Origin of the sequence: Pseudomonas frederiksbergensis, from assembly GCF_003732705.1 — a bacterium.
GTDB lineage: Bacteria > Pseudomonadota > Gammaproteobacteria > Pseudomonadales > Pseudomonadaceae > Aquipseudomonas > Aquipseudomonas frederiksbergensis_F.
This window is the reverse complement of the sequence record NZ_MOBR01000026.1, coordinates 74,285-94,274: the sequence shown is the minus strand read 5'-3', so window position 1 is coordinate 94,274 and position 19,990 is coordinate 74,285. Positions and strand designations below refer to the sequence as shown.

The 19,990-nt window shown below is 58.2% G+C and carries 18 protein-coding genes, 4 tRNA genes and 1 riboswitch; of the genes, 5 read left to right on the top strand and 17 right to left on the bottom strand.

Annotated features, from left to right (window positions below; translation table 11 throughout):
* Window positions 1–356: 356 nt before the first annotated feature.
* Window positions 357–433, bottom strand: a tRNA-Arg gene (locus BK667_RS23760).
* Between the two features lie 290 nt (window positions 434–723).
* Here BK667_RS23760 and BK667_RS23750 point away from each other — a divergent pair.
* Window positions 724–957 (top strand): hypothetical protein, encoded by a 234-nt coding sequence (locus BK667_RS23750; RefSeq protein ID WP_123514360.1) that lies wholly within the window; start codon window positions 724–726, stop codon window positions 955–957.
* A 23-nt stretch (window positions 958–980) separates the two neighbouring features.
* Window positions 981–1,160 carry a PA3371 family protein gene (locus BK667_RS23745; protein ID WP_123514358.1) on the top strand — a complete coding sequence of 60 codons (180 nt, stop codon included), beginning with the start codon at window positions 981–983 and terminating at the stop codon, window positions 1,158–1,160.
* Here BK667_RS23745 and phnN read toward each other — a convergent pair.
* Entirely contained in the window at window positions 1,135–1,707 is a 573-nt protein-coding gene (phnN, locus tag BK667_RS23740; RefSeq protein ID WP_123599092.1) for a phosphonate metabolism protein/1,5-bisphosphokinase (PRPP-forming) PhnN, read from the bottom strand. The two genes, BK667_RS23745 and phnN, sit on opposite strands and share 26 nt — an antisense overlap.
* A gap of 374 nt (window positions 1,708–2,081) precedes the next feature.
* On the opposite strand from phnN, the gene BK667_RS23735 reads away from it, so the two are divergent.
* The gene (locus tag BK667_RS23735; RefSeq protein ID WP_003178899.1) at window positions 2,082–2,408 is read left to right on the top strand and encodes an Arc family DNA-binding protein; all 327 of its coding nucleotides are present in this window, start codon (window positions 2,082–2,084) and stop codon (window positions 2,406–2,408) included.
* 101 nt (window positions 2,409–2,509) lie between these two features.
* On the opposite strand, the gene mgtE is transcribed toward BK667_RS23735, so the two are convergent.
* Window positions 2,510–3,952, bottom strand: coding sequence for a magnesium transporter (gene mgtE / locus BK667_RS23730; protein WP_123514354.1), 1,443 nt, complete (start codon window positions 3,950–3,952; stop codon window positions 2,510–2,512).
* A gap of 320 nt (window positions 3,953–4,272) precedes the next feature.
* Here mgtE and BK667_RS23725 point away from each other — a divergent pair, with 320 nt between their 5' ends.
* Window positions 4,273–4,791 (top strand): cell envelope protein SmpA, encoded by a 519-nt coding sequence (locus tag BK667_RS23725; RefSeq protein WP_123599091.1) that lies wholly within the window; start codon window positions 4,273–4,275, stop codon window positions 4,789–4,791.
* Between the two features lie 19 nt (window positions 4,792–4,810).
* Here the strand turns inward: BK667_RS23725 and BK667_RS23720 are convergent.
* From BK667_RS23720 to ltaE, 7 genes are all read right to left on the bottom strand, one after another.
* A tRNA-Arg gene (locus BK667_RS23720) sits at window positions 4,811–4,887 on the bottom strand.
* A gap of 72 nt (window positions 4,888–4,959) precedes the next feature.
* Window positions 4,960–5,036, bottom strand: a tRNA-Arg gene (locus tag BK667_RS23715).
* A gap of 107 nt (window positions 5,037–5,143) precedes the next feature.
* Window positions 5,144–5,234, bottom strand: a tRNA-Ser gene (locus BK667_RS23710).
* 62 nt (window positions 5,235–5,296) lie between these two features.
* Entirely contained in the window at window positions 5,297–5,485 is a 189-nt protein-coding gene (csrA, locus tag BK667_RS23705) for a carbon storage regulator CsrA (protein WP_003178872.1), read from the bottom strand.
* Window positions 5,486–5,674: 189 nt separating this feature from the next.
* Window positions 5,675–6,916 (bottom strand): aspartate kinase, encoded by a 1,242-nt coding sequence (locus tag BK667_RS23700; RefSeq protein ID WP_123514351.1) that lies wholly within the window; start codon window positions 6,914–6,916, stop codon window positions 5,675–5,677.
* An 88-nt stretch (window positions 6,917–7,004) separates the two neighbouring features.
* Entirely contained in the window at window positions 7,005–9,623 is a 2,619-nt protein-coding gene (alaS, locus tag BK667_RS23695; RefSeq protein ID WP_148060157.1) for an alanine--tRNA ligase, read from the bottom strand.
* A 145-nt stretch (window positions 9,624–9,768) separates the two neighbouring features.
* Entirely contained in the window at window positions 9,769–10,773 is a 1,005-nt protein-coding gene (gene ltaE / locus BK667_RS23690) for a low-specificity L-threonine aldolase (protein WP_123599089.1), read from the bottom strand.
* A gap of 196 nt (window positions 10,774–10,969) precedes the next feature.
* Window positions 10,970–11,140, top strand: a riboswitch (FMN riboswitch).
* A 103-nt stretch (window positions 11,141–11,243) separates the two neighbouring features.
* On the opposite strand from ltaE, the gene BK667_RS23685 reads away from it, so the two are divergent.
* Complete coding sequence (locus BK667_RS23685; protein ID WP_123514347.1) at window positions 11,244–11,753, top strand: 6,7-dimethyl-8-ribityllumazine synthase; 510 nt, start codon at window positions 11,244–11,246, stop codon at window positions 11,751–11,753.
* 130 nt (window positions 11,754–11,883) lie between these two features.
* On the opposite strand, the gene astE is transcribed toward BK667_RS23685, so the two are convergent.
* From astE to BK667_RS23650, 7 genes are all read right to left on the bottom strand, one after another.
* Window positions 11,884–12,894 carry a succinylglutamate desuccinylase gene (gene astE / locus BK667_RS23680; protein ID WP_123514345.1) on the bottom strand — a complete coding sequence of 337 codons (1,011 nt, stop codon included), beginning with the start codon at window positions 12,892–12,894 and terminating at the stop codon, window positions 11,884–11,886.
* Window positions 12,895–12,906: 12 nt separating this feature from the next.
* On the bottom strand, window positions 12,907–13,194 hold the full coding sequence (locus BK667_RS23675) for a hypothetical protein (RefSeq protein ID WP_033056735.1): 288 nt from the start codon (window positions 13,192–13,194) through the stop codon (window positions 12,907–12,909).
* Window positions 13,195–13,255: 61 nt separating this feature from the next.
* On the bottom strand, window positions 13,256–14,602 hold the full coding sequence (gene astB / locus BK667_RS23670; RefSeq protein ID WP_123599088.1) for an N-succinylarginine dihydrolase: 1,347 nt from the start codon (window positions 14,600–14,602) through the stop codon (window positions 13,256–13,258).
* 166 nt (window positions 14,603–14,768) lie between these two features.
* Window positions 14,769–16,238 carry a succinylglutamate-semialdehyde dehydrogenase gene (gene astD, locus BK667_RS23665; protein ID WP_185058269.1) on the bottom strand — a complete coding sequence of 490 codons (1,470 nt, stop codon included), beginning with the start codon at window positions 16,236–16,238 and terminating at the stop codon, window positions 14,769–14,771.
* Window positions 16,235–17,260, bottom strand: coding sequence for an arginine N-succinyltransferase subunit beta (locus BK667_RS23660; RefSeq protein WP_123514339.1), 1,026 nt, complete (start codon window positions 17,258–17,260; stop codon window positions 16,235–16,237). The genes astD and BK667_RS23660 overlap by 4 nt, the downstream gene beginning before the upstream one ends.
* A gap of 54 nt (window positions 17,261–17,314) precedes the next feature.
* On the bottom strand, window positions 17,315–18,334 hold the full coding sequence (gene aruF, locus BK667_RS23655) for an arginine/ornithine succinyltransferase subunit alpha (RefSeq protein ID WP_054044757.1): 1,020 nt from the start codon (window positions 18,332–18,334) through the stop codon (window positions 17,315–17,317).
* Between the two features lie 196 nt (window positions 18,335–18,530).
* Window positions 18,531–19,751: an aspartate aminotransferase family protein gene (locus BK667_RS23650; RefSeq protein ID WP_123514338.1), complete on the bottom strand. Its 1,221-nt coding sequence runs from the start codon at window positions 19,749–19,751 to the stop codon at window positions 18,531–18,533.
* Window positions 19,752–19,990: the final 239 nt, after the last annotated feature.

Sequence of the window (19,990 nt, the reverse complement as noted above, 5' to 3'; positions counted from 1 at the left end):
CCTTTTGCGCTTCGATGACCTGAAGCAACTCACTGCCGAAACCTGCGTAACTCTTTGTTTACCAAGGAGTTTTCCGTTTCGACTGCGCCGGAAGTGGGGCGAATTATAGACTTCCAGAATCTGCCGTCAAGCCCTGATTTAGCTTTTCTTTCAAGAACTTGCACAAAGCCGGAAACCGCCGGATTTTGTCTATATAGAGGCGCAAAAGCCACGCTTCTATATAGAAGACATCCCCAAAGACGCCAACCACTCGAAAAGCAGGCACGGAAACACACCCAGACCCAACATCCACTACCGGATGCGATTGGGATTCGAGACAGAGAGTTCAGGTTGAAAGCAGCAGGCTTGAAGAGAAGTGGTGTCCCAGGGCAGGTTCGAACTGCCAACCTTCCCCTTAGGAGGGGGATGCTCTATCCAATTGAGCTACTGAGACACAAATCGCCCGCGAGGACCGCGGTACGATGGACGGCGAGCATGTTAACGGGCAGGCCTGCTTTTGTCATGTCGTCCTTAGGCTTTTTAAGTGTAGGCAAACGCCTCATCCCCCTACGCTACCGATTACCGTGCAAATTGCATCACCTCAAAACGCCATCATTGCAAATTGCACTGATGCTTTTCTGCGATCTAACTCTAATCAATTGTTTTTAAAGCATTTATTAGCCTTTAGACTCTTGGCATGCGGGCTGCTTCATCTGTTCTCCAAGAACAATAGAGGACAACCCCATGAACGGCACCCTTTTACTCTCGAATGTGATCGCCCTGGCCGTACTGCTCGGCTTTCAATTCATGCCCGAGAGGGACACTGAAGTGGTTGCCCAGCGTATGCCCCATTACCTCCAACTGCAGAAAGCACCTCAATTGGCGGTCATGAGTGATCCGCACGTTTTTGTAAATCAGGAAGTGAGCCAAGAGAGCCCGCAGTCACAGCCCCCCTCTTCCGAACGATTAGTATTTTAATTTCCCATCACCAGGAGCACCGCATGTCCAAATCAGCCGCTGGATTTTTAATTCTGGCCTTGTTGAGCGGCATTCTTCATCTCTGCTGGACTCAGGAGGTGACGTTCACCCTACCCCTGATCGCTTCCGGCGTATTTGGCGCACTGTTCGTGTTGGCACTGATCGCCGGTCGACGGATCAAATTTGATCCGGTTTTACGCTGAGCTTCAGCAGACTTAAAAGGTTGTTAACCGTGACGGCCAAGTCATTGGAATTATCGAGTCGATGAATAAGCCTATCGCCGATCGAGCCGTCACCCACGAATAGTCCATTGCGCCGGATCCTCGCTTCAATTTCTTCAGGACTCTCACGCCCCCGTCGCAACAATCGCTCGCGCAACACCTCATCCTTGACCGTCAGCAACACCGGCACCAACTCGGGATAGCGCTCCAGCGCAACGGGCAGATGACCCCGAGAGCCATTCACCAGCACATGGCGACCCTTTCGGAGCCATTGATCAATTTCAACGGGGATACCGTAAGCCAAGCCATTGGCACGCCACGAAAGCGAAAAGCCCCCCTCCTCCCTTCGCAGCTCGAACTCTGCCGGAGACACCCCTTCGGCGTCCTCGCCCACGGATTCGGCTGAACGGGTGATGACACGACGCACGACTTCGCAACCCAGCGCTTGCAAGGGCTCACGAGCCGCCTGGATGAGACTGTCTTTGCCAGACCCGGAAGGCCCCATCAGATAAATCAATCTGCCATCCATCCCGAAGTTATCCCGCCTCTAGTAAATCGGCCATTTGCCACTATCCTATACAAGGTAAGGAACGACGATTAAATCCGCATAGCATGCTCCCTCGGGCGTCTTTGGACATCACCTGCAGGGCAAGAGGACGCGGTCAGCGATACGGACCAAGGCAAACTTTTCAAACCAGTCCGCATTTCTGATAATTGGTGCTGGCATAACGCCTTTATCCAGTTCAATATTTGTCACAGAATTGACGCCAATGAACTGGCTAATTTGAGGCATGATGCGAGCCTCTATCAATTCAGGTTGAACATTTGGCCAGAGTGCTTGTCCTATCAGACATCCTGCGGCCAATCCCGAGAACCGCTCCCCTGAACTAACCGGTTAAATATATGCGCCCATTGAAACAGGCAATTTATTCCAGCCGTACGGCTGACAAGTTCGTCGTACGTCTGCCAGACGGAATGCGTGAACGCATTGCCGAGGTGGCTCGCAATCATCATCGCAGCATGAACTCCGAAATCATTGCGCGCCTTGAGCAGAGTCTTATTCAGGAAGGTGCACTGGGCGAAGAGCTGAGCATGCGCCTGGACAGCCCGGAGCTGTCGTTGCACGAACGCGAACTGCTGCAACGTTTCCGCCAACTCTCCCACCGTCAGCAGAACGCCCTTGTTTCGCTGATCGCCCATGACGCTGAAATGGCCGCAGACGCGTCCTGAGACACCCCAAAAAATTCAAGCCAGCATAATCGCTGGCTTTTTTTTGCCTTGAATTTGAGACATAAAAAAACCCGCCAATTTGGCGGGCTTCAGGATACGAGTCAGAGCAGGAAGATTGTCGCCAACCCGAGGAAGATGAAGAACCCACCACTGTCGGTCATGGCCGTGATCATCACACTGGCGCCCATTGCCGGGTCGCGCCCCATGCGCGCAAGGGTCATGGGGATCAACACCCCGGCCAACGCTGCCAGCAGGAGGTTTAGCGTCATCGCTGCCGTCATCACCACGCCCAGGGACCAACTGCCATACAGCAGATAGGCGACAACACCAATAACCCCACCCCAAACCAAGCCATTGATCAAACCTACCGCGAGCTCTTTGCGCATCAAGCGCGAGGTATTGCCCGTACTGACCTGGTCCAGCGCCATGGCCCGAACGATCATCGTGATCGTCTGGTTACCCGAGTTACCACCAATACCCGCCACGATCGGCATCAATGCCGCGAGCGCCACCAGCTTCTCGATGGAGCCTTCAAACAGGCCAATTACCCGAGACGCTACAAACGCAGTAATCAGGTTCACCGCCAGCCAGGCCCAGCGGTTACGCAGGGATTTCCAGACTGAAGCGAAAATATCTTCTTCTTCGCGCAAACCTGCCATGTTGAGAACTTCGTTTTCGCTCTCTTCACGGATCAGGTCGACCATTTCATCGATAGTCAGACGGCCGATCAGCTTGCCGTTCTTGTCGACCACAGGCGCGGAGATCAAGTCGTAACGTTCGAACGCCTGAGCAGCGTCGTAGGCATCTTCGTCCGGGTGAAAGCTCACCGGATCGCTGGCCATGACTTCAGCAACCTGTTTATCCGGATCATTGACCAGCAACCGCTTGATCGGCAACACACCCTTGAGCACGCCGTCGTAGTCAACCACGAACAGTTTGTCCGTATGACCCGGCAGCTCCTTAAGGCGACGCAGATAGCGCAGAACCACTTCGAGACTGACATCCTCACGGATCGTCACCATCTCGAAGTCCATCAGCGCACCGACCTGCTCCTCGTCATAGGACAACGCGGAGCGAACGCGCTCACGCTGTTGACCATCAAGGGTTTCCATCAACTCATGGACAACGTCTCGCGGCAGCTCGGAGGCCAGGTCAGCGAGTTCGTCGGCGTCCATGTCCTTGGCCGCAGCCAGGAGCTCGTGATCGTCCATGTCGGCGATCAGCGTTTCACGAACCGAGTCGGATACTTCGAGAAGAATGTCGCCGTCACGATCAGCCTTGACCAATTGCCAGAGCGTCAGACGATCGTCCAGCGGCAAGGCTTCAAGGATGTAGGCAACGTCAGCGGAGTGCAGATCATCGAGCTTGCGTTGCAGCTCGACGAGATTTTGTCGGTGAACCAGGTTCTCGACCCGGTCGTGATGCGGACCTTCCTGACGATGAGTCAGGTCTTCGACCACTCGCTGACGCTGCAACAGCTCAACGACTTGAGCGAGGCGGTCCTGCAAGCTTTCCTGTGTTTTCTTTACTTCAACTTCGGACATAGGCGAACTCCACTCCCAGCAGCGGGGCACGCCGGAAGGATCAATCAGTCAATTCATGATTGGAAAAACGGGGTACTGAGTAACTACTGGGTAAGTCCATGGAGGTTTTCCACAAGCCCCGGCGGGGCTGACGGGCGCAATGATACACCGCCTGACGGTTTAAAACGTTAAAAAATCGTGGTTGAAACAAGCGCTTGCAAGACAAACCTGAGCGCTGCCCTTATGCATCAAACTGCGACGACTTATCCTGAAAAGAAAACACACCGCAGCGGAAAAATGTAGCGACTACCCTTCAGATGGAACGTCATGGAGGACGCCGAATGCCATCGAACACACATCTTCTTTTACTGACCACCCTGCTCTATCTGCCGCCCAAGGCGCTTGCCGCCACCATTCACCGATGCGAGGCCCCTGACGGGCACATCACCTTCACTACGATGAGCTGCAGGGCCGGAGAGAATCTTTCACTTCAGGATGTGCACCCATTCCTGCCAGGCACCATCGTTGCGGTCCTGCCTGAAGCTACCTTCCGAGAAACCTCAGACACGCGTGCACAAAGAAAGGAGCTGACCGTTGTCGGCCAATCCGAGGATAAATGTGGAAATGTGATCGACGCCAAACAACGCCGTGAAGCAATCATCAATCAGCGTGTCGTTGCCGGCATGAGCCAACAGGACGTTGAAAGTGCGCTAGGCAAACCGGACAAGATCAATATTCGGAATTCCGCCACGAGCTACCGTTATGACCTCAAGCGAGGCAGAAGTGCTCACGTCGATTTCGATGAGAAGGGATGCGTCAAAGGAAAAGCCAAATCCCAGACGGCAAAAAGCCCGCGTTAAACGCAGGCTTTTTGGTGTTTGGTGCACTCGACAGGATTCGAACCTGTGACCGCTCGGTTCGTAGCCGAGTACTCTATCCAGCTGAGCTACGAGTGCATTTTGTGTTTTTAAACCAGACCACAACTGGCTGAAGCAAAGTCGCTCGCATTACTGCAAACAACTCTTAAATGGTGCACTCGACAGGATTCGAACCTGTGACCGCTCGGTTCGTAGCCGAGTACTCTATCCAGCTGAGCTACGAGTGCATTTGTTGCCGCGCATTATAGGCCGTCTAATCTCTATGTCAAACACTTTTTCTAGTAATTTCAACAACTTACCGAAGAAGCCAGATTACAACGTACTACGCAAATAATGGCGGAGAACGGGGGATTCGAACCCCCGACACCCTTTTGAGGTGTACTCCCTTAGCAGGGGAGCGCCTTCGGCCACTCGGCCAGCTCTCCGCAACACGGGGCGTATCTTAACCAACCTTTTCCCCGTTTGCAAACATAAAAAACGATAAAAATTAATGGCTTGGTTCGTCGTCCTTCTCTTTCTTGATCCGCAAGTAGATTTCCTCACGGTGAACAGCAACCTCTTTAGGTGCGTTAACACCAATACGCACTTGATTTCCTTTGACGCCGAGCACGGTCACAGTGATTTCGCCATCACCAATAATCAGGCTTTCTGCGCACCGACGAGTCAGAATCAGCATACCTTTCTCCTCACGCATTACAGTTCAGGGACAACAGTCTGCAAAAAAAAGGCACTCGACCTACAACCGTTACGATCGCAGCCCTACATGCCTGAGTATTGACCAGCGCGAGCAAAAGAACAGAGTCCTGGGTCGCGCCATTCAAAAAAGACGAAGGGCGCGGTCAGACCGCGCCCTTCGGTAAACGCATCACTCGCCCTGACGGGCCGGCGCGTCCAGTTCGAAAGCCGTGTGCAGAGCGCGCACAGCCAGTTCCAGGTACTTCTCTTCAATCACGACGGAGACTTTGATTTCCGACGTAGAGATCATCTGGATGTTGATGCTTTCCTTGGCCAGGGATTCGAACATGCGGCTGGCCACGCCAGCGTGAGAACGCATGCCGACGCCAACGATCGAAACCTTGGCGATCTTGATGTCGCCCACGACTTCACGGGCACCGATCTCGCGAGCGGTGTTTTCCAGCACGGTTTGTGCGGCCTGGAAGTCATTGCGGTGCACGGTGAAGGTGAAGTCGGTGGTGTTATCGTGCGCAACGTTCTGCACGATCATGTCGACTTCGATGTTCGCGCCACTGATCGGCCCAAGAATCTTGAACGCAACACCCGGGGTGTCTGGCACGCCACGGATGGTCAGCTTGGCTTCATCGCGGTTGAAAGCGATGCCGGAAATGATCGGCTGTTCCATGGTTTCCTCTTCATCAATAGTAATGAGGGTGCCCGGACCCTCCTTGAAGCTGTGCAGTACGCGCAGCGGAACGTTGTACTTGCCGGCGAATTCCACCGCACGGATCTGCAACACCTTGGAACCGAGGCTGGCCATTTCCAGCATCTCTTCGAAGGTAATCTTGTCCAGGCGCTGAGCCACGGACACCACGCGAGGGTCGGTGGTGTAGACGCCGTCCACATCGGTGTAGATCTGGCATTCGTCAGCCTTCAAGGCCGCTGCCAGCGCTACACCGGTGGTGTCGGAGCCGCCACGACCGAGGGTGGTGATGTTGCCGTGCTCGTCGACGCCCTGGAAACCGGCGACGACCACCACGCGACCGGCCTTCAGATCACCGCGAATCTTCTGATCGTCAATCTGCAAGATACGCGCTTTATTGTGCGCGCTGTCCGTCAGAATCCGTACCTGATTGCCGGTGTAGGACACCGCTGGCACGCCGCGCTTGATCAGCGCCATGGCCAACAGGGCAATCGTCACCTGCTCACCGGTGGAGACAATCACATCCAGCTCCCGGGGAACCGGTTGACTGTCGCCACTGATTTGCTTGGCCAGATCGATCAGACGGTTGGTCTCGCCGCTCATTGCAGACAGCACAACCACCAGGTCATCGCCGGCATCGCGGAATTTCTTAACCTTGTCGGCGACCTGCTCGATTCTCTCGACAGTGCCGACCGAGGTGCCTCCAAATTTCTGTACGATCAAAGCCATTTCAAAGCCGCCTCTGCCCATGAAGGGCGCCCAATAATCTCAAACAGTTGCCGGCCCCGTCACTAGACCACGGGCCCGGCCAACCGCCTTATAAACCCTGCTCTACAAATGGAACGGTCAGGGCCAATGCTGCGTCCAGCGCGCCGGCGTCTACACCACCGCCCTGCGCCATGTCCGGACGACCACCGCCCTTCCCGCCCACTGCCGCAGCGGCTTGCTTCATCAAATCACCGGCTTTGAGTTGGCCAGTCAGGTCCTTGGTTACGCCTGCAACCAAAACGACCTTTTCCTCATGGACACTGCCGAGCAGGATCACTGCGCGGCCGAGTTTGTTCTTCAATTGATCGACCAGCGCCAACAGTGCCTTGCCGTCCTGACCGTCCAGACGCACGGCCAGCACTTTCACGCCTTTGACATCCAGGGCGGAAGCCGACAGATCGTCGCCTGCCGCGCTGGCAGCCTTGGCCTGCAACTGCTCGAGTTGCTTCTCCAGCAGACGGTTGCGCTCCAGCACAGCCGACAGCTTGTCGATCAGGTTGTCGCGACTGCCCTTGACCAGGTTGGCCGCTTCCTTGAGTTGTTCTTCCGCAGCGTTCAAGTATGCCAGTGCTTGCGCGCCGGTGACCGCTTCGATACGACGCACGCCCGAGGCCACACCGCCCTCGCTGATGATTTTCAGCAGGCCGATGTCGCCGGTACGGTTGGCGTGGATGCCACCGCACAGCTCGACGGAGAAATCACCGCCCATGCTCAGCACGCGCACATTGTCGCCGTACTTCTCGCCAAACAGCGCCATGGCGCCTTTTTGCTTGGCGGTTTCAATATCGGTTTCTTCGGTTTCAACCGCGGAGTTCTTGCGAATCTCAGCATTGACGATGTCTTCCAGGGCCTTCAACTGCTCAGGCTTGATGGCTTCGAAGTGGCTGAAGTCAAAGCGCAGACGCTGACTGTCGACCAACGAGCCTTTCTGCTGAACGTGTTCGCCCAGCACCTGACGCAATGCAGCGTGCAGCAAGTGAGTCGCCGAGTGGTTCAGCGACGTGGCGTGACGGACTTCGGCATCGACATGGGTCTCGACCGGAGCGCCGATGGTCAGGCTGCCCAACACCGCCACACCGTGGTGCAGGAAAGCACCGCCGGTCTTGGTAGTGTCGCGTACATCGAAACGGCTGCTACCGACTTGCAGATAACCACAATCGCCAATCTGGCCACCGGATTCAGCGTAGAAAGGCGTCTGATCGAGAACGATCACGGCCTCTTCGCCTTCATTTAATACGTCGACCGACTGGCCATCTTTATAGATAGCGACAATTTTCGCCGAACCACTGGTGGCTTTATAGCCGGTGAATTCGGTCGCCACATCAACCTTGACCAGGGTGTTGTAATCCAGGCCGAACGAGCTGGCCGACCGCGCACGTACGCGCTGGGCTTCCATTTCGCGCTCGAAGCCGACTTCATCGACGGTCAGGTTGCGTTCGCGAGCGATGTCAGCGGTCAGGTCCATCGGGAAACCGTAGGTGTCGTACAGCTTGAACACCACATCACCCGGGACCACGGTGCCTTTGAGTTCCAGCAGATCCTGCTCGAGAATCTTCAGGCCGTGCTCCAGGGTTTTGGAGAACTGCTCTTCTTCGGCCTTGAGCACGCGCTCGATGTTGGATTGTTGCTGCTTGAGTTCCGGAAAGGCTTCGCCCATCTCGGCCACCAGCGCGGCAACGATCTTGTAGAAGAAGCTGCCGGTCGCACCCAGCTTGTTACCGTGACGGCACGCGCGACGAATGATCCGGCGCAGCACATAGCCGCGGCCTTCGTTGGACGGCAGCACGCCGTCAGCAATCAGGAAGCCGCACGAACGGATATGGTCGGAGACAACCTTGAGCGAAGACTGATCGTCATTGGTGCAACCAATGGCCTGGGCCGAAGCGCTCAGCAGGTTCTTGAACAGATCGATTTCGTAGTTGGAGTGAACGTGCTGCATCACCGCACTGATCCGTTCCAGCCCCATGCCGGTGTCTACCGACGGCGCTGGCAGCGGATGCAACACGCCATCGGCAGTGCGGTTGAACTGCATGAACACGTTGTTCCAGATTTCGATGTAACGGTCACCGTCTTCTTCCGGCGAACCCGGTGGGCCACCCCAGATGTGGTCGCCGTGATCGTAGAAAATCTCGGTGCAAGGACCGCACGGGCCGGTATCGCCCATGGTCCAGAAGTTGTCGGACGCGTACGGCGCGCCTTTGTTGTCGCCGATGCGAATCATGCGCTCGACGGGCACACCAATCTGCTTGGTCCAGATGTCATAAGCCTCGTCATCCGAGGCGTAGACGGTTACCCAGAGTTTTTCCTTGGGCAGCTTCAGGACGCCGGTCAGGAAGGTCCAGGCGTAGGTGATCGCGTCGTGCTTGAAATAGTCACCGAAGCTGAAGTTACCCAGCATTTCGAAGAATGTGTGGTGACGAGCGGTGTAACCGACGTTTTCCAGGTCACTGTTCTTGCCACCGGCGCGCACGCACTTCTGGCTGCTGGTCGCACGGGTGTACGCACGTTTTTCCTGGCCCAGGAAGCAGTCCTTGAACTGGTTCATCCCCGCGTTAGTGAACAGCAGGGTTGGGTCGTTGCCCGGAATCAAAGAGCTGGAGGCTACACGGGTGTGGCCTTGCTCTTCGAAGAAGCGAAGGAAGGCTTCACGGATTTCTGCGCTTTTCATAGGTTCTTCCACGGAGGCTGCGGCCAAAGGCCTGTGCAAAACGTCATCAGACGAAGCGACGGCAAAGGGCCGCATTATATCGGCCCTGCGCGCGGGGTACAGCGTGTTTATACGATAGAAACGGTCAATTGGACGGCTAACGCTGTCAGTTGCGCGAAAACTCGACGAATGTAGCGATGACCTGCTCGATTTGTGCGCGGCTGACGTCCATGTGCGTGACCATCCGCAGACGACCGGCAGCGCTGAGTTTGATGCCGCGCTCGCCCGCGAACGCCTTGATGGCTTCGGCTTTGTCGCCCATCTGCACGTAAACCATGTTGGTCTGCACCGGCTCCACTTCATAACCGGCCTTGCTCAGGCCTTCGGCAAGAAATTGCGCATTGGCGTGGTCATCGGCCAGACGCTTGACGTTGTTGTCCAGGGCATACAAGCCTGCTGCTGCGAGGAGGCCAGACTGGCGCATGCCGCCGCCGACCATTTTGCGCAAGCGGCGCGCCTTGGCGATGAACTCGACCGGACCACACAACACCGAACCGACCGGCGCGCCCAGCCCCTTGGACAGGCAGACCGAAACCGAATCGAAATGTTGGGTGATTTCCCGGGCATCGACACCCAGCTTGACCGCGGCGTTGTAGAGCCGCGCGCCGTCCAGGTGCAGGGCCAGACCGTGTTCGCGGGTGAAGGTGCGAGCCCGGGCCAGATACTCCAGCGGCAGGACCTTGCCCTGCATGGTGTTTTCCAGGGCCACCAAACGGGTGCGGGCAAAATGGAAGTCGTCCGGTTTGATCGCCGCGGCGACCTGGGCCAGGTCCAGTGATCCGTCAGCCTGCAATTCGATGGGCTGCGGCTGGATCGAACCGAGCACCGCCGCACCGCCACCTTCGTACTTATAGGTGTGGGCCTGCTGACCGACGATGTATTCCTCGCCGCGCTCGCAGTGCGCCATCAACCCCAGCAGATTGCTCATGGTGCCCGTCGGCACGAATAGCGCCGAAGCAAAACCCAGCCGTTTTGCCAGTTCGGCTTCCAGACGATTGACCGTCGGATCTTCACCGTAAACGTCGTCACCGGTGGCAGCCTTGGCCATCGCGTCGAGCATGCCGGCGGTGGGTTGGGTGACGGTGTCGCTGCGAAGATCGATAACGCTCATGAATCTGGCCTCGGTAAGCAGGGGGAATCCCTTTCAAGATGGAATTACTGCGGGCATAGCGACGAATAATCAACCCTCGGGTGAGGAAATGACGCTTTGTGCCTTCGAAAAACTCGATATCAATCATCAGAAAGCAGCAATGCGCAGGTAGGAAATATGTGTTAAAAACGCTTCGCCGCCAAACATTCTGGCGGCAAAACGTTCTCAGGGCGGGGTGCAACTCCCCACCGGCGGTAATTGCGCGCAATGCGCATAGCCCGCGAGCGCTTGGTGACAGCACGGCTTCGGCGGTGACTGGCGGCAAGGTCAGCAGACCCGGTGTGATCCCGGGGCCGACGGTCATAGTCCGGATGAAGAGAGAACGGGATTGGCGCCAAAGGGCCGTTTGCATGCATTTTTTGCGAGCCTGCGTACCCTTAAATCCCATTCGATTCATAAGCCCTGTTTTTCACACAAACAGGAACCAGAACATGCAACCCACCGCAATTGACAGCAAAAGCAAAAACCATCAGGGCGAGCGCGTCGCGTTCATCCAGGCCTGCTGGCACAAGGAAATCGTCGACCAGAGCCGTAAAGGCTTCCTCGCCGAAATGATCGCCCAGGGCTATCAAGAGTCGGATATCGACTTCTTCGAAGTCGGCGGCGCCTTTGAAATCCCGCTGCACGCCAAGCTACTGGCCAAATCCGGCCGTTACGCCGGTATCGTTGCCGCAGGCCTGGTTGTAGACGGCGGGATCTACCGTCACGAATTCGTCGCCCAATCGGTGATCAGCGGCCTGATGCAGGTTCAGCTGGAAACTGAAGTGCCGGTATTCTCGGTAGTCCTGACCCCGCACCACTTCCATGCTGGCGAAGAGCATCAGAAGTTCTTCTTCGAGCATTTCGTGCATAAGGGCCAGGAAGCGGCGAAGACCTGTGCGGATACGCTGCACAAGACCCGGGCGTTGCGTCGCAGTGAGCCGCGTGCAGTAGCGGTCTAGTCAGCGTTGAATGATCGTTCCCACGCTCTGCGTGGGAATGCACCAATGGACGCTCTGCGTCCGCTTTGGGACGCGGAGCGTCCCGGGCTGCATCCCCACGCGGAGCGTGGGAACGATCAGGTCACAAAAATCAGGCGAGGTTTTCGTCGGTGGTCGGGACGATCAGGATGCCGGCGCGCAGGCCGTTCTTCACTTTGGGGTTCGGGAAGATGATCCGGGCGCCCTTCTCTTCGATGATCCAGCGGGTCTGGGCGATGTCTTCGGCCAGTACGTAACCCACTTCCAATTCCGAAAAGTTCTCGATGTCCGCTGGCAGGTTCAAGCGGAAGCTGTCGCTGTGCTTGATGATTTCCCGCGCCACGCTAAACAACTGCAAACCGTCCAGCGACGCTTCGGCCAAGGGCGGCTCGTTGCCTTCGATGATCTGTTTGAGGCGGGTTTCCAGCAGATCGACATTGACCCCGGCGTTCTGCCCAAAGGGCCGGGCCTTGCCCAGCTCCAGGGTAAAGGACTCGGCGCCGAGCTTGTCGTAGGTGTAGGAGCTGAACACGATGGACGGCTTGTTCTGCAACAACACCGCTTCCATGCCGGCGGCGCGCAGGCGAGCCAGCTCCAGGCGTGAATGCCGGCGGTCTTCTTTCCACGGGTACAAGGCGAACTGCTCGATTTTCGAACCACGAATCGCGGTATGCAGGTCGTAGTGCAAACGCTCGCGGTCCGGCAGGCTGAAGAAACTCGCTGACAGTCGCTCCAGTTCACAGGCACGCAGGGCTTCGAAACCGCTGCTTTGTTCGTGACGGCCGTTGAACAGCCGGTTGACGTCCTGCTCGATGAAACGCTCGCCGCGTCGGATCGCCTCGGGGTTGCCGAACAGAAACAGAATACGTGCGCGCGGTTTAAGGTCGCCGCGGGCGATGTCATTCAACAGGCGATCGAGCAACTCGATCGGCGCTGTTTCGTTGCCATGGATGCCCGCTGACAGCAGCAGGTCCAGGCCATTGTCGCGAGCTTCAGGTGGCCGGACTTCCAGCGCACCTTCGCTCAACCAGCGCATCCGCACGCCTTCGACAGTCAGTTGAGTCTTCTCCGCCGGTTCGCGGCCGGCGAGGGTCAGTTCAAGCAGTTTGCCGAGGGCGAGCATAGAGCGATTTCCTTAGTGGTCGTGTGCGCAATCCGGGCCGTGCACGTGGTCTTCGTCACCGACTTCGGCCGGTTCCATTTCCAGTTGCAGACTTACCAGATTAGTCGCCAATGGGCGCAGCAGCAGGTTTGCGTATTCGGCGTCGCCTTCTTCGACGTCCACGCCGATCAGCAATTGGCCGCGGCCGTCTTGCTGGATCCACAGCTCTTTGCCTTGCCACATGACCGCGACGCGGGTGCAGGAGGTTTCCAATTGCGTGCCGTCGGTGTCTTCAAGGATCAGCTGCAGGGTATCGCTCATGTTTTTTACGCTCTCGTCTGGAGATAAAAGCGGCGCGCCCACTTCAAGAGCACGCCTGCTTTCAATTGATCTGGAATGGATAAACCGCGCCCAGTTTAAGGATTTGCGTCAGTTCATCCAGTGCCGTCCGGCATTCAAGCAGCAATTGCGGGTCCGCGAGATCATTTTCGGTCATGCGGTCGCGGTAGTGCTTGTCGACCCATTCGGTCAGCGTGCCGTACAACGGTGCCGTCATGATAACCCCTGGATTGACCGCCGCCAGTTCGGTTTCGTTGAGGGCAACGCGAAGTCTCAGGCAAGCCGGGCCACCGCCGTTCTGCATGCTCTGTTTGAGATCGAAGACTTTCACTTCACGAATCAGCCCGCCAGAGCTGGTCAAACCTTGCAGGTACTGCCAGACGCGCTCGTTGCCACGGCATTCTTCCGGCACGATCAAGAGCATGGAGCCGTCAGGACGCGACAGAAGCTGGCTATTGAACAGGTAGGACCGAACCGCGTCTTCTACGCTGACCGCCGAACGCGGAACACACACAGACTGAAATTTCCCACCGACTTTGGCGAGTTTTCCCGAAAGTTCGCCCAGCATCTGTTCGGTGTCGAGGAAGGCGTCCTCGTGATAGAACAACACTTCGCCGTTACCCACAGCGATCACGTCGTTGTGAAACACGCCTTGATCGATCACCGATGGATTCTGCTGCGCATAGACCACGCCGTCATCGCTCAAACCGTGCAGACGAGCAACAGCCTGGGACGCTTCGAGGGTCTGGCGCGCCGGGTATTTCTGCGGCGCCGGATAACGGTTATCGAAGGCGCTGCGACCGAACACGAAGAACTCGACGCCAGCCTCGCCATAGTCACGGCAAAAACGGGTGTGGTTGGCCGCGCCTTCGTCACCGAACTGCGCCACGGCCGGCAGCGCAGCGTGGTGGGCGAAGTGTTTCTGGTCAGCGAACATCGCGCCCAGCACGCGGCTGGTGGTCGGGTGTTCGATGCTGCGGTGGTATTTGCAATTCAGGTTGGCAGCGGTGAAATGCACGCGGCCATCGGCGGTGTCGGCACTCGGGCTGACGGTGGCCGCGTTCGCCACCCACATGCTCGACGCCGAGCAACTGGCGACCAGCAGCGGCATCGCTTCTTTAGCGGCCTGCTCGATCACTTGGGCATCGGTGCCGCTGAAACCCAAGCGACGCAGTGCGGCGATGTCCGGGCGCTCTTGCGGTGCCAGTACGCCTTGTTGAAAGCCCATTTCCATCAGGGCTTTCATTTTTGCCAGGCCTTGCAACGCCGCTTCCTTCGGGTTCGAAGACTGCTGGCTGTTGCTCTGGGACGCGACGTTGCCGTAGGACAGGCCGCCGTAGTTATGGGTCGGCCCCACTAGACCGTCAAAATTGACTTCATAGGATTTCATCAGCGAGGCTCCACGAGAATCTGTTTTTATAGGCATCTGGTAACAATTCAGTTAGACCGAGTTGCGGCCTTCGCGGGCAAGCCTCGCTCCTACAGGATTTGTGGTGTGCGCCAATCATGCGGACGACGCAAAACCTGTAGGAGCGAGGCTTGCCCGCGAATGGGCGTTACGACATCCGCACGCCAGGGGTCAGCGTGCCAGGCAAGGTCAGGCTCGGGGTTTCCAGCGAAGCCACCGGGTACGCGCAGTAATCTGCCGCGTAGTAGGCGCTGGCGCGGTGATTGCCCGAGGCGCCGACGCCGCCGAATGGCGCGCTGCTCGCGGCACCGGTCAGCTGTTTGTTCCAGTTGACGATACCGGCGCGGCTTTCCAGCCAGAACTGCTGATAACGCGCTTCGGAATCCGAGAGCAAACCGGCCGCCAGGCCATAGTCGGTGTCGTTGGCTTCTGTGATCGCCGCTTCAAAATCAGCGTAGCGGATCACTTGCAGCAACGGGCCGAACAGCTCTTCGTCCGGACGGTCAGCCACCGCCGTCACATCCAGAATGCCCGGGGTCAGCAACGCGGCTTGAGCCTGCGGCTGAGTCATTTCCAGCAGCGCCACCGCGCCATTGCCCAGCAGATGTTCCTGTGCATCCATCAGCGCTTTCGCGGCGCCGAGGGAAATCACCGAGCCCATGAACGGCGCGGGTGTCTGATCGAATGCACCAACGTCAATCGTCGCGCTGACCGCCACCAGGCGCGCCAGCAACGCATCACCCCAGGCGCCTTGCGGCACCAGCAAGCGGCGGGCACAGGTGCAACGCTGACCAGCGGAAATGAAGGCCGACTGGATGATGGTGTAGACGGCGGCTTCAACGTCAGCCACTTCGTCGACGATCAATGGGTTGTTACCGCCCATTTCCAGCGCCAGGATCTTGTCCGGACGACCGGAAAACTGCTGATGCAGGTGATTGCCGGTGCGGCTCGAACCGGTGAAGAACAACCCGTCGATCCCCGGATTCGCCGCCAGGGCGATCCCGGTTTCGCGCGCGCCTTGCAGCAGGTTCAACACACCCGCCGGCAGGCCGGCTTCGATCCAGCACTTGACCGTCAGCTCGGCGACTTTCGGCGTCAATTCGCTTGGCTTGAACAACACACTGTTACCGGCCAGCAGCGCCGGCACGATGTGCCCATTGGGCAAGTGACCCGGGAAGTTGTAAGGACCGAACACCGCGACCACACCGTGCGGCTTGTGGCGCAGCACGGCGGTGGCGTCGCCCAACGGGCCGCTCTTCTCGCCGGTGCGCTCGCGGTAGCTCTGAATCGAGATCGCAATCTTGTTGATCATGCTGGTGACTTCGGTGGCCGATTCCCACAGGGGTTTGCCGGTTTCTTCACCGATGCAGCGAGCCAATTCGTCAGCGTGGTTTTTCAGCGCGCCGGCAAAGGCTTCCAGCACTGTAATGCGCTCGTCCAGCGTCCGACGGGCCCAGCCCGGGAACGCCTGGCGCGCGGCTTGTACGGCGGATTCAACCTGAGCGGTGGTGGCGCCTTCGCCGGTCCACAATACTTGCTGGGTCACCGGGTTCAGCGATTGAAAAGCTTCACCCTGGCCAGCCAGCCATTCACCTGCGATGTATAGCGAATTCATTATTTCGACTCCCGAGCAGCGGACAACGGAACGGCGCGCACTTGATCGCCGGCGTTGAGTTGAAGACGTTTAGCGGTCAACTGATCGACCACCAACGTACCGGCGGCGAAGCGTGCGGGTGCGGCAGTAATCCGGCAGTCTTCGCGTTTGCGGTTGTGAATCAGGAATGGCGTGGCGTCGTCACCCGGGGTGCCGATGGCCAGCACCAGTGCCTGACTGTCGCGCACCGCACGGATCTTGCCGGTTTCGCATTCCACCGCCGGGCCGGCGTCGAAGATATCGACGTAACCCTGGTAGCTGAAACCTTCGCTCTTGAGCATGGACAGGGCCGGCTCGGTGTCCGGGTGAACCTGGCCGATCACGTTGCGCGCGTCTGGCGACAGGAAACAGGTGTACAGCGGAAACTTCGGCATCAGTTCGGCGATGAATGCCTTGTTGCCCACGCCTGTCAGGTAATCCGCCTGGCTGAATTCCATCTTGAAGAAGTGCCGACCCAGGCTTTCCCAGAACGGCGAACGCCCGGCTTCATCGGACACACCGCGCATCTCGGCGATGATCTTGTTGCCGAACAGTTGCGGGAATTCGGCGATGAACAGCATCCGCGCCTTGGCCAACATGCGGCCATTGAGGCCATTGCGATAATCGGCATGCAGGAACAGCGAGCACAGCTCGGAATTGCCGGTCAGATCGTTGGCCAGGAACAGCGTCGGAATTTCGCGGTAGATGTTCAGTTCCTGGGAAGCGCTGACCGTCAGGCCTACCCGGAAGTTGTACCAGGGCTCGCGCAAGCCGACCGCGCCGGCAATGGCGGAAATCCCCACCACGCGACCGTTGTCGTCTTCGAGCACGAACAGGTAGTCCGCATCGCCTCGCCCGGCTTCGCCGCGAAAGGTTTTCTCGGCCCAGCCGACCCGATGGGCCAGACGTTCTTCGTTGGCCGGCAAGGTAGTCAGGCCGGTGCCGGTGCTGCGGGCCAGGTCGATCAGAGCGGGTAAATCGCTGCTGCGTACGGGACGAACGATCATGCTATCTCCTCAAACGGGCCGCTTGCGCCACCCGTCAAACACTTCTGTAAGGCGTTAAACCGCCACCAGGCGCACGCTCGCACCTTCGCCGACGCCCAGGGCTTCGGCCGCTTCCAGATCCAGGGTCACGGGTTTGCCCGGCGCGTAATCGAGCTCAAGCAATACCGCGCGGTAGTCCTGCAACTGGGCGTTGGCCACCAGGTACTGACGACCGGCGCCTTTGACCGGCTCACCGATTTTCACCGGGACCACACGGCTCTGGGCGATCGAACGGATCCCCGAGACGCGGGCGTGCAGAGTTGGGCCGCCATCGAAAATGTCGATGTAGTGATCGGTTTCGAAGCCTTCGCGCATCAGGATGTCGAACGTGATCTGCGCCCGTGGGTGCACCTGGCCCATCGCTTCTTGAGCGGTGTCCGGCAGCAGCGGCACGTAGATCGGGTAATGCGGCATCAGTTCAGCGAGGAAGGTCCGGCTCTTCAGACCGCACAGACGCTCGGCGGCGGCATAGTTGAGGTCGAAGAAGTTGCGACCGATCGCATCCCAGAACGGCGAGTCGCCATTTTCATCGCTGTAACCGACGATCTCGGTCACCACGGAATCGGCGAAGCGTTCCGGGTGGCTGGCGACGAACAGCAGACGACCACGGGAGTTGAGTTCCGCCCACGGCGAACCCACCAGCTCCGGTTTCACGTAGAAACTGGTCAGCAAGCTGTTGCCGGTCAGGTCGTGGCACTGGGAGAGCACGTGGATCTTGTTATGAATCTTCAGCTCGCGGGAAGCGTGGACGAAGGTTTCATTACGGAAGCTGTAGAACGGCTCGGAATAACCGGCCGAGGCCACGATCGCCGAGCAGCCCACCAGTTTGCCGGTGGCACTGTCTTCGAGGACGAAGAAATAGCTCTCTTCACCGTTGAAGCTGACCTCAGCGGAAAACGAGGCTTCGCTCGCGGCGATCTTGTCGCTCAGGCGTTCAACGTCATCCGGCAAGGAAGTGACACCAATCGGGCTGTCCGCAGCCAGACGCTGTACCTCGCCCAGATCAGCCATTTGCGCGGGGCGCATCACCAGCATGGTGTCACTCCTTTCTCTAACTCTTGTGGGGGAAATAAGCCGAACCCTTGTAGGAGCGAAGCTTGCTCACGAAGGTGTGTCAGTCAACATCACTGTGGCTGATACACCTTCGCGAGCAAGCTTCGCTCCTACAGAAAAGCGGGTCCGGCATAAAAATTTGGATCGACGCCTGAGTCGTCAGGCGTCGAAAGGTCTATCAGGCTTGGGTCAATTTCGCTGCAGCGCGCTCGAAACGATCCAGACCGGCATCGATGTCCGCGTCTTCAACCACCAGGCTTGGAGCGAAACGAATCACGTCCGGGCCGGCTTGCAGAATCATCAGGCCTTCACGCTCGGCGGCGTTGAAGATGTCCTTGGCTTTGCCTTTCCAGGCATCGCTCAGCACGCAACCGATCAACAGGCCCAGGCCACGGACCTGGGTGAACAGGCCGTATTTCTCACCGATCTGCTCCAGGCGCGCCTTGAACTTGTCGTGCTTGGCGTTGACGCCGGCCAGCACTTCAGGGGTGTTGATCACGTCGATCACGGCTTCTGCGACCGCACACGCCAGCGGGTTGCCGCCATACGTGGTGCCGTGGGTGCCGACGACCAGGTGTTTGGCCAGGTCTTCAGTGGTCAGCATCGCCGCGATCGGGAAACCGCCGCCCAGGCTCTTGGCGCTGGTCAGGATGTCCGGGGTCACGCCGTAATGCTGGTAGGCGAACAGCTTGCCGCTGCGGCCCATGCCGGTTTGTACTTCATCGAACACCAGCAGCGCGTTGTGCTCGGTGCACAGCTCGCGGGCGCCTTGCAGGTAAGCCAGTTCGGCCGGCATCACGCCGCCCTCGCCCTGGATCGGTTCCAGCACCACGGCACAGGTCTTGTCGGAAATGGCGGCTTTAAGCGCAGCCAGATCGTTGTAAGGCACGTGGGTGATGCCGGTGATTTTCGGACCGAAACCGTCGGAGTACTTCGACTGGCCACCGACGTTCACGGTGAACAGGGTACGACCGTGGAAGCTGTTCAGCGCCGCGATGATTTCGTACTTCTCGGTGCCGAAACGATCGAAAGCGACGCGACGGGCCAGCTTGAAAGCGGCCTCGTTGGCTTCGGCACCGGAGTTGCAGAAGAACACGCGCTCGGCAAAGGTGGCGTCGATCAGCTTATGGGCCAGGCGCAGGGCCGGCTCATTGGTGAACACGTTGGACACGTGCCACAGCTTGTTCGCCTGCTCGGTCAAGGCACCGACCAGCGCCGGGTGCGCGTGGCCCAATACGTTAACGGCAATCCCGCCGGCGAAGTCGATCAGCTCGCGGCCAGACTGGTCCCAAACGCGGGAACCGGCACCACGCACAGGGATGAATGCGGCAGGCGCGTAGTTGGGAACCATTACCTGGTCGAAATCGGCGCGTTGTACCGCAGCGTGCTCAACGGACATCGGAGTCTCCTGAAGAGGAACACTCGCCTGAAACTGGCGAGCGATGAGGGGATTGTAAGGACAGTTTTCAGCCCGGCCTTGCCGCCAAGCGACAACTTCTTATAGCGCAAACCCCGGTTTTAGCCGGGTTTACGGCAATGCGACATATACCGTCGCAAAGGCGCAGTTTAAACCGATGCGGCGAATCAGCGGCAGTCGCGTGCATTTGATTTCAAGGCGATCGTTAATGTGCGGTAACT

What these genes read in the sequence shown, in the direction of transcription:
- BK667_RS23750 (WP_123514360.1), top strand. Translation starts at nt 724, where the DNA reads ATGAACGGCACCCTTTTACTCTCGAATGTGATCGCCCTGGCCGTACTG.
- BK667_RS23745 (WP_123514358.1), top strand. Translation starts at nt 981, where the DNA reads ATGTCCAAATCAGCCGCTGGATTTTTAATTCTGGCCTTGTTGAGCGGC.
- phnN (WP_123599092.1), bottom strand. Translation starts at nt 1,707, where the DNA reads ATGGATGGCAGATTGATTTATCTGATGGGGCCTTCCGGGTCTGGCAAA.
- BK667_RS23735 (WP_003178899.1), top strand. Translation starts at nt 2,082, where the DNA reads ATGCGCCCATTGAAACAGGCAATTTATTCCAGCCGTACGGCTGACAAG.
- mgtE (WP_123514354.1), bottom strand. Translation starts at nt 3,952, where the DNA reads ATGTCCGAAGTTGAAGTAAAGAAAACACAGGAAAGCTTGCAGGACCGC.
- BK667_RS23725 (WP_123599091.1), top strand. Translation starts at nt 4,273, where the DNA reads ATGCCATCGAACACACATCTTCTTTTACTGACCACCCTGCTCTATCTG.
- csrA (WP_003178872.1), bottom strand. Translation starts at nt 5,485, where the DNA reads ATGCTGATTCTGACTCGTCGGTGCGCAGAAAGCCTGATTATTGGTGAT.
- BK667_RS23700 (WP_123514351.1), bottom strand. Translation starts at nt 6,916, where the DNA reads ATGGCTTTGATCGTACAGAAATTTGGAGGCACCTCGGTCGGCACTGTC.
- alaS (WP_148060157.1), bottom strand. Translation starts at nt 9,623, where the DNA reads ATGAAAAGCGCAGAAATCCGTGAAGCCTTCCTTCGCTTCTTCGAAGAG.
- ltaE (WP_123599089.1), bottom strand. Translation starts at nt 10,773, where the DNA reads ATGAGCGTTATCGATCTTCGCAGCGACACCGTCACCCAACCCACCGCC.
- BK667_RS23685 (WP_123514347.1), top strand. Translation starts at nt 11,244, where the DNA reads ATGCAACCCACCGCAATTGACAGCAAAAGCAAAAACCATCAGGGCGAG.
- astE (WP_123514345.1), bottom strand. Translation starts at nt 12,894, where the DNA reads ATGCTCGCCCTCGGCAAACTGCTTGAACTGACCCTCGCCGGCCGCGAA.
- BK667_RS23675 (WP_033056735.1), bottom strand. Translation starts at nt 13,194, where the DNA reads ATGAGCGATACCCTGCAGCTGATCCTTGAAGACACCGACGGCACGCAA.
- astB (WP_123599088.1), bottom strand. Translation starts at nt 14,602, where the DNA reads ATGAAATCCTATGAAGTCAATTTTGACGGTCTAGTGGGGCCGACCCAT.
- BK667_RS23660 (WP_123514339.1), bottom strand. Translation starts at nt 17,260, where the DNA reads ATGATCGTTCGTCCCGTACGCAGCAGCGATTTACCCGCTCTGATCGAC.
- aruF (WP_054044757.1), bottom strand. Translation starts at nt 18,334, where the DNA reads ATGCTGGTGATGCGCCCCGCGCAAATGGCTGATCTGGGCGAGGTACAG.
- BK667_RS23650 (WP_123514338.1), bottom strand. Translation starts at nt 19,751, where the DNA reads ATGTCCGTTGAGCACGCTGCGGTACAACGCGCCGATTTCGACCAGGTA.